Origin of the sequence: Chitinophaga deserti (assembly GCF_003149455.1) — a bacterium.
Classification (GTDB): domain Bacteria; phylum Bacteroidota; class Bacteroidia; order Chitinophagales; family Chitinophagaceae; genus Chitinophaga; species Chitinophaga deserti.
The window spans coordinates 7,063-16,342 of record NZ_QFFK01000020.1; the positions used below are offsets into that span (position 1 = coordinate 7,063).

A 9,280-nucleotide genomic window follows, 5' to 3' on the forward strand; every position below is an offset into this window, starting at 1 on the left:
CGCTAAGAGGATTGCGGATGCACTAGGGGTTTCGCTCGACTATCTTGTAGGGGAAGGGGTTAACAGCAGGTTCGATAAAAAGACCCTTAAAAGACTCCAGGACATCGAACTCATCGAGGAGCCTAAAAAGACGGTACTGTTCGATCTCATCGACACTTATATCCGGGATGCTAAAATCAGAAAGGCACAACAATAAGAAACGCCGCCCGATGAGGCGGCGACTTACCTAAGAAGTATGCGATAAAATCTATTTTTTGACTATAAAAAGAAATAAATCATACAATGTCGTCCAAAGCCCGAGTTCAACTTTCAACTCTACCACTTCTTCATTTTTAGTTTTTAACTCAAGTCTTGATACCTCCTTTTTAGATGTTTCATTTTCAAATACTTGGTTCACCTCAACTTTCTCAATATTATCTAAATCAAAATAGTCAAGTGACTTCCCATTCTTTAATATAAGTTTCAAATTTGTTAGTATCCACCAATAAGATTTACCTTCCTTATATCCCAATATCACAGACTCATCAGGCTGTAGCTTTATTAAAGACAATACCTCTTCTTGCTCTATGGAGGCCATTTCACTCCATAACAAAGTATACTTTGCTTCTCTCCTATTACGTAGGAACTTGGCTTCAATAATTGACTTTTTTTTCAACTTATTTTCCTCCTGGTACAAGATTTTTGATTAATTGAATTGCGTCATCCGCGGTTTGTTCATACATATAACCTAACTTCTCTGCCATTTTAGGATTGAATAACTTCGGATTTACAATGTCAATACCTCGTATTATTATTTTTTCTGCTCCCGCCTCAATTGCTTCTTTTTCAAATACACCTAATAACTCTGGTATTGTTGATGCCTTTTCCCCTGCAGCCAACGATTGTATGGTTCTCAAATAAGTCTTTTCAGCCACAGCCACACTCCCTCGCACATAAAAACCTCCAATCATCTGATTCACCATCTTAGGAGCAGGGAATCTAGCAATTGGCACTTGCCCCCCTCCAATAAATCCCGTAGAAATCAATACTGTAAAAGCAAAAGGGCCTTCAACAAAATCAAACGTCTTTTTATGGAACAAAAAACCATCCTGGAAAGCCTTCCAGGATTTACTATATTCCTGGTTTCTATTTTGAGAAGCTCGAATATCCTCTGTTGGAAATCCTCCTGGCCCATTTTCTTCATAATCGGTCGGAGTAAAGTTTCCCGCCCACTTATTAGTTTCAGGATTAGTATATTGGAAATAAGAATTGCCATGCACACCCCAATTCGCCGTTTCCGCTACATAATAAATCTTCTTCTGCTCCGGTACTTCGTAAAGCTTTTGACCGTTAACATTTCCAATGAACTTCCATTGTGTCCTGGGTGCTGATGGTTCTAATCCATCTATATCAATACTAATAATGGGCGAATTTCCTGCAAAATGATATGGTGAGTAATACGGATACTTTCCTGCTATCGGATCAACACTCAAGAACTTGGCTATCCTCGGATCATAAATCCTCATCCCATAATCCTGCTGCGATCCTTCAACACCCTTTACCTCATTATCATTCTCCTTTCCGTTAAACCCATACCTGTAAGAACTTGTCCCCAATTTAAAACTTCTCCCCGGCATTCCCATACCAAAGGGATAATAATCCTGCATATGCACCACTTCTGCTTCCTGCGGTATAGCCGCATTGCCGGAGATGGTCCCCAATACGTTTCCTAAGTGATTAGTGAGCTCATAAAGGGTTTTGCCTGGCGTATTCCAGCTTGTTGCGGCATTTCCGCCATTGGCAACACCAGCATTCCAGTAACCCAGGCGGCTGCTGCCATACAAATGCTGCTCTTCCCAGGTAACATTGGTTGTAGCATCGCCTGAATAGACAGCAAGGGTATTGCCTGTTGCATCACGGAGATACCAGGTTTTCTTCTTTACCCCTGAGAAGGTGGTTTCCTTATAAATACGGTTACCGGAAGCATCGTACTTGTAAACGATTGTATTAGCCCCTTTATTAATTTGACTAATCTTGCCATAAACTGACCAATTGATTCCGGTAATACCTTCCTGGTTATCACGGATCAGGTTCCCAATTGCGTCATAGCCATAGTTATCTACTGACTGCCCGGTTTTCAGATCTGTCGTATAGTGACTGTTGGTCACCTCGGTTTCGAATACGCTACGAAGTCGATTATTAACCAGACGGTTAACGCCATTCTCATTAAGGTAGTTGTAATTATAACTTAACCGGTCCATAGGAGCCTCACCTGCGATGGACCTGTCTCCATTCCGCTCGTATTTCTTGATATTGCCGTTTGCATCATACTCGATTTTTTCGGCGAATGCGAGTGTAGCCGCAAAGTCGGGTGTACTATTGGTTAAAGAAGGGTGATAAGCCATCTGGGTAAGTCGGTTCAGCTGGTCGTACCGGTATGAATACCCCACCGAGGCACGGGCACTCACATCTCGTAATGCTGCTGTTACACGGGAAATATTACCATTGAACAACTCTTTTCCTGTCCCTCCGGCAGGCAAAGCCTGGTTCTCCCATTTAATGGTGAATACCGGTTCGTTTGCAGTCGAACCACCTGCATCTGTCCATACAGGCTTGTAGTCTCCTTTATAATACTGCAATGAATATGCATAAACGTCTTTCTTGAATGTTGAATTGGGGGCTCCCGTCTTACCATCCTGTCCCATATCCGGCACCGCAGTAATGTTACCGCTAGCAGAAAGCTTTTCACCATTAATTGCTCTTAGCCATCCTTGTAACGTATAGGCATAGTCTACCCCCTGCAAGTTACCACCCAGTTCCATCCTGCTAAGTGGTCCGTGCTTGTAGTAGTAGTATTGGGCGTTAATTCTCGGCGTTTGTAATGTCCACTTATCAGTTCCGGTAGTCTTAATGTCTGTCCTAACGATCATCAACCGGTTTTCAGCATCGTAGTCATAATCATACAGGAATTGGTCTGGCGCATCCAACTGGTAGCGTACTGTATTAACTTTACCACTGGCCTGGTCATAATTGTAATCCAGCCTTTTATAAACCGGAGTAGACATGGCCGGCAATTTGAACAGTACAGATTTCACATTGCCAGTAAGATCATAACTGTAATAAGTGGCCGATACAGCTGAGGTGTTCACTACGTCCGCATCCAGCATATAAGTAGCGGCTACTCGCTGGCGGAGATTTTGCTGCGAGAAGGATGCAGCGAAATCCTTATTCTTAGCATCCAGATCTTCTAAATCATACTTAGTCCGGGTGATCTGTTGCTTGGAAGCCTTATTTGTAGTCAACCATTCCTCGGCCGTTAATTTTGCTATGAACGTACCGGCCCATGTATTACCCGTAATCTCTCCCACTTCTTCTACCCTTCCCTGAGCGTCATATTTAGTATAGCTGTTACGGCCTGTTTGTATTGCATTTTTGCTAAAAACCAATCTGCCAATGTAATCGTACCAGAAGTTAGATAATCCACCGTCCGGAGTTACCTGCCTAACAACGCCATTGAGTGACTGGAATGAATAACTGCTGTTAAGCCAATGGTCAGGGTAAACCCGTGCAAAACGTGTTTCAGTTGTAGTATTGTTTGCCGTGGTTGGCGAACCTGCGACAGGAACATTAAACCGGCCCCAGTGCTGACGCACCCCGGCTAATGTAGCATCCACATCAAGACAGGCTTTTGCATACTGCAACTGAACTTCGGAAATGCTCAGATCCCTGCTGTAACCACGTAAGTGTTTCAAAATACTGGTGTTCGACGGCAAAACGAGCGTACTGCCCGAATACCCAATCTCCCATCCGCAGGTGGCTGGCGCTGTGCCGGTAGTTATTGCAGGGCAAAGCTCACCATTTACATAAATATTGAGTGTTCCGTTATCCTGCCCAATATTTTCTCCGGTCAGCACGATGTGCATCCATGGCCGTACGTTAGCTGCATTGAGTTGAACTTTATAATGGCGGGAACGCGTGATTTCCACGGAATTATTGGTCACATCCCCAGAAACCAGTTTATACAGGTCGAGTTCCAAAATACTGCTGCCGATACAGGCATTCATCAGATAACCATTAATACCTGTTGACATGAGTACCTGCCCATGTGGCAATTCGTTGCCGTATACCCACATTTCTACTGAGCGTTTGCCGGATTCGAAAGCACTGGTAAGATAGGTATTGGTCAGCGCCATGTCAGTGGCTGTAGTAGGGCCTGTATAAGTACAGTTAGTAATAGTTTCCTTTGCTTCTGCTGCCGCTGCAATCTCCGCGTCACTAAGTAACTTCACGCCTTCGGGGGGAACAGTTTTAACCAACTGCCCCGACTGGTCATAATAGTACAAGGTAAAATGGTAGTCAGAAACCATGTGCGTCATTTCCAGCTTAGCCAGGGCCTTACTACAATCGCTGATATATTCCTGTTTGAACTGGCGTTTAGCCTCTGCAATGTAACTATCGTACCGTTGCATACCATTCCACACCCCCCGTTGCACCAGAGTTAACAGGCAATCGTAAGGATCTGTTGCCTGCGGTGCGAATACTGGTTCATTACAAAGAATGGCCGTAGTCGAGGGACTCTGATCATAAAGCGCTTTCAGCTTTTGATAATCAGTAAAGCTGAGTGTGAAGCCCCATTTATGGTTAAAGTAATTTGTGAATATACGTTCATAATTGGGATGCGCACTGGTGAAGTTGGTAAGATTTTCAGCCAGCAAAGCGTTCCACGCAGTATTGAGCTCCTGTGCAGTAATACATCCTTTGGCCTCTTTCGTGAGGAACACTGGAACCTGAATGTCTACATTAAGCAGATACTTACACGAGGTACAGCTTCTTTCCAATTCGGTCAGTTCCGCTACGGTTAATGTATTGGCGGTACCAAACCGGTTGGTAAGATATGTGTGGAAGGAATTGCCGGGTGGCTGTAACAGATAATCTGCTTTCAGCGTTGTCAGCCTGCTGCACAATTCAGGATCTGATGAAGAAATCAACGGCAACGATGTCTGCGCCGGCGTTTTATAAGGGTAAGGCCCATCCAGCAGCCAGGGGTTGTAGTCAGCAGTAAGCTGAGTAAGCCCGGTAATAGATTTCAACACATCTTTGAAGCTAACCGCTCCGCTTGGCAATGTGGCATGAGGCGGCAGTGTGCTGGCGCCATAAGGATGATATATATCGACTCCTTTGTTGCAGAGTTCTATCAGTTTATTACGAAGAGCCACACTGTCGGCCGGTAAGACATTTCCCATTCCAGGGCGTAAACGGCTAATCCAGCCATCTGCCTGATTGGCACATGCGTTCTGAATCTGCTGTTGTAACTGCCCTGCCCCCTGTGTCTTAATCCCGGCCGTATCAATGGCAGCATTATAATCCACAAGACCGAGCCTCGACTGTTTTGATTTGTATGCATCGCATGGTTCAGCGGCCAGCAGCATACTTTCATTTGTTGCTGCGAAACCTGGATTTTCTTCAATACAGGTAAACATCCAAACATTTACCAGCGTATCTGCAACTCCGTTTGTACGCTTGAAAATGATGCAGGGATAAAATTGAGCCTGATCTCCCGGAATATCCGGACATCCACTACCCGGGTCACTTGGAGATACATAATAATACCATGTTTCAGAAGGATTTCGTCTGATATACAAATCTCCATCACCGCTGGTAACAATTAATGTAAAACTACAGGCAGGTGGGCATGAAAACACAGACACATTCCGGTAATTATAGGTCACACCACTTAGCGTCACCGAATAACAATCATACCACGTACGTACCGGATTAATACAACCAGGATTAGCAATAACAGTGGTTGGGGCCGTATTCGGGTACAGATATACAGTAGTAGAACTATTAAAAAAGGTCAGGTTAGGGATGTTGCCGGTAGTAGCAGCGAAACTCCCTGGAGAGGCACAGGCTGTTGCCGGGCAGATCACCAGCCAGACATTCTGCAGGTATTCACCTGCAGTATTATTCGGTGTTTTCACCCATAAGCAACTATAGAAAACAGGTACAGGAGCACCGGAACAATAGCCTGTAGGAGGCTGGTCTTTATACCCTTCAATTGCTTTGTAAGTAACAACTGTGCCGCCTACCACTTTATCCCATGTTCGGAAACCAGACTTACGCCCGCCTGTACCGAGGTCCAGCGTATAAGAAGGTCCATTGCATGGTATTATAGAGGATCCGCCGCTACATGTTACACTTTTTACTTTCACCAGGTTTACCTGGATGGCGGATGCAATACTGATTGTTTTTTCCTTATCACCTGCAGCGAAAGCCACGGAAGCTACCTGCGTAAGCCCATCGTAGTTGGATGGATAATGTAAGGTAACAGTTGCCGCACGGGGAATATTCCCTCCTTCGTAACGGACAGTAACAGTCTGAAGGCTCCCTGATACTGATAATGATTTCAAACTGAACGCACCAGTTGGAGGACATCCACTCCCCAATGAAACTGGTGTACCTACAGGACAGGTTATTACCGCACATTCGTTAGCAGCTCTGTCTATCTGATAGTACTTTCTCTTCAGCTCCATGTAAGCATCTAGGTACATTCTCCATTCCCGGTCAATAACCCGGCAATTCACATCGGGGGCACAACCTCCCCATGTATTATCTTCTGTGCCAGGTGCTGTACTTGCAGAGCCAAAACGATCCGAGCAATACAGCACATAATCCACGTAGCGGTTAACGTCCTTGTTTACGAGCATGGATAGCCCTTTCACATTAATGGAGTAGTTCTGCAGATCCGCTTTGAAAGCAGTAAGATATGCTGCACCGCGCACTGACAAGAAATATGGGTCTACAGTAGTTAGCCACACCGGATCATTCCTATCGAAAGATTTGGTAGACAGTATAAGTGCATCTGCTGCAGTAAGCGCAAGTTTATTGAGCTTTTCATCCCATTTCTGATAAGATGTGGTGCTTACACAGTAGGTATAGGCACAATACTCGGGATGATAAATAACAAAAAGATCTTCCCAATCCTGCTTCCAGTATTTAACCAGATCTGTAAGCGTAAATGCCTTATCATGTACAGACACCATGTCTCCCTCATCATTCTGCACCATGTTATTTAGGTAGCCGGGCTCATCCTTCGTTCTTTCAGGAAAAACTACTCTGAACTTGTTGAACAATACATGGATGGAAGTTTCCACCGGCTCTCCAGCAGCGTTAAATAGTGCATATTGTCCTCCGGGAGAAACGTCTTTACGCAGTGTTCTTTTCAGATTTGCACAAGGATCTTCTCCGCAATCACCTCTTGCCGCAGCGCATTTAGTGCTCAGGTTATCATATAACGGGCCAGACCAGGCATCTACCTGGCTGCCATAAGTTGTCATATTGATGCCCATAGCGGTCATCTTGTCCCTGATCTTCTGCATGAACACCACCTTGGTACCAAGGGCTGCATAGCAGGTCTGGCAATCGTCAAAGCAGCCACTGAAGTCAATCTGCTCCAGCTCTTCTTTAACAAAATCGAATTGCTTTTTCAGCAGATCATTGATGGCGATGGATTGTTCCGCCAGCTGATCTACCCTATTTTGCTTAATGCGTAATTCCAGCCGGATATAATATTGGCCTGTGTTTGCAAAAATCGCTGTTACTTCCTGACGGAAGCTGCCCGTGAGGGGTGTACAGTTAGTTCCGGGAACACCTACAGGTATGGTAAACACCTGCGGAATGAGTGGGTCAGCGCAATCTGAGGTCACCGTTAGGACAATCTCGTATTCACATTTGGTACAGATATTCTTCGCTGCGATAGTTGAAGAGGACAACAGGTTGGCCACATCCACCGTCAGTTTACGTGTACCGGCTTCCTGGGCAACATATACCTGGCTGGCGGTAAGTTTTAAAGTAACAGGATCAAATGCAAAGGCTGAATTAGTAAACAGATCGATGGTCTTCTGTTCGGCCGCAGGTTTACCCGGTAATCCATCAAGATTAGCTGGCGCCGGTCCGCTTAGGCCGGTAGCTATGGTTTTACCAGACAGGTTTGTATAGGAAACTGAGATTTGACCATTAGGATCTACCGTAGTAGTTTTACTATAATGCGTGGCATCTCCTATATCGTTACCGAAAAGCCGGTAAAGCTCGAACTGGGAGGGTTTACTATAATAAAAACGGGTAGCATGAAGGTCAGGGTTCGCCGCATTCCATTGAGGCTGAAACTTGGGTCCAACACCTCCCTGTACCGCCAGCCTGCCGGTATTATCATTCATGTATATCTTACCAGAAAAAGGATAGCCTTCCGCATCCGGCACATAACTATGGTTGCCTAAGGCTTTGAAACCATTCTGTGTGGAGTAATATTTACCTGCACCTGCTGTATTACCCATAGCAGGGAATGTGAAATTACAATCAAACGTTCCGCTGTTCACATCCACAAACGTGTATTGCGTACCATTGGCTTTTTTGTTGAGCTGAGACTGAAAATCGAGTATATTAACACCATTCAATGGAGCCGGCAGCATTTCCACAGTTGGACGGCCATACTGATCGTAGATTACAGATTGAGCAACTGTAGTCAGGTCCGCTTCACTGGCAACTTCATTTGAGTGGTTAGACAGTGTTACTGTTTGACGATTTTTGAGTGATTTATCAAAGTAAGATACCACTTCCTTCCTTTTCCCTTCTTCTGCAAAAGTCGCAGAATACTGCCAGTTGAAAGCAGAACGGTGCCAGGTATTGGTCAAAATAATTACACCGCTGTTTATCTGTTCAGTCCCCCCTACCGGTGTATGCTTAATCTGGTAAGACCAGGTACCGGGATTCCGTAAACCGGAAACAGGGTCTTTCGGAGCGGTACGCATTCTGATTAACAGATAACGCGTATTGTGCACCAGGTTAATGTGATATTCATGCCCCTTAAGGGTAACCCGGCTGGCATTGTTCCGGAACATCCGTTCAAGTACCGCCGTGTTGGTATGATTCACGGGATTGCTTAAGAATGTTCCATCAGGATGAAATTCATCAATAAAGGTCCATTCAAGGTCATAATCATCTATCCCATCATTTGGCGCACCCCAAACCAGTGACACTCTGTTGGGTGTAACAGTTACCGGTGCTGCCATTGCCATCATTTGTCCTTCCGGTTGTAATTGTGCCTGCTCTCCGGTGGATTCCCGGGCAAATATCTCCACAAGGGCAGCCGGATCCTGTACGTAATTCCGGTCAATTGCTACCTGGCTTACAATGCGGAATATTCCGGGAAGGTCCTCCCCTAATTCAGCACTGGAAATACTATTAACCGTCAATTTAACCAAATGCCCGTTCAGAAAGTCGAATTCATCCACAGCAGTGTACA

2 protein-coding genes and 1 pseudogene are annotated in these 9,280 nt (G+C 45.1%); 1 reads left to right on the top strand and 2 read right to left on the bottom strand.

All coding sequences use genetic code 11. The features are described from left to right. Positions 1-196: pseudogene (locus tag DEV76_RS26145) on the top strand (helix-turn-helix domain-containing protein); the annotation flags it as partial. A 51-nt stretch (positions 197-247) separates the two neighbouring features. Here the strand turns inward: DEV76_RS26145 and DEV76_RS25760 are convergent. Both DEV76_RS25760 and DEV76_RS25765 read right to left on the bottom strand, forming a co-directional pair. Continuing rightward, entirely contained in the window at positions 248-676 is a 429-nt protein-coding gene (locus tag DEV76_RS25760) for a hypothetical protein (protein WP_109699359.1), read from the bottom strand. Continuing rightward, positions 657-9,269 (bottom strand): RHS repeat-associated core domain-containing protein, encoded by an 8,613-nt coding sequence (locus tag DEV76_RS25765; protein WP_109700842.1) that lies wholly within the window; start codon positions 9,267-9,269, stop codon positions 657-659. The genes DEV76_RS25760 and DEV76_RS25765 overlap by 20 nt, the downstream gene beginning before the upstream one ends. Between the last annotated feature and the right edge of the window lie 11 nt (positions 9,270-9,280).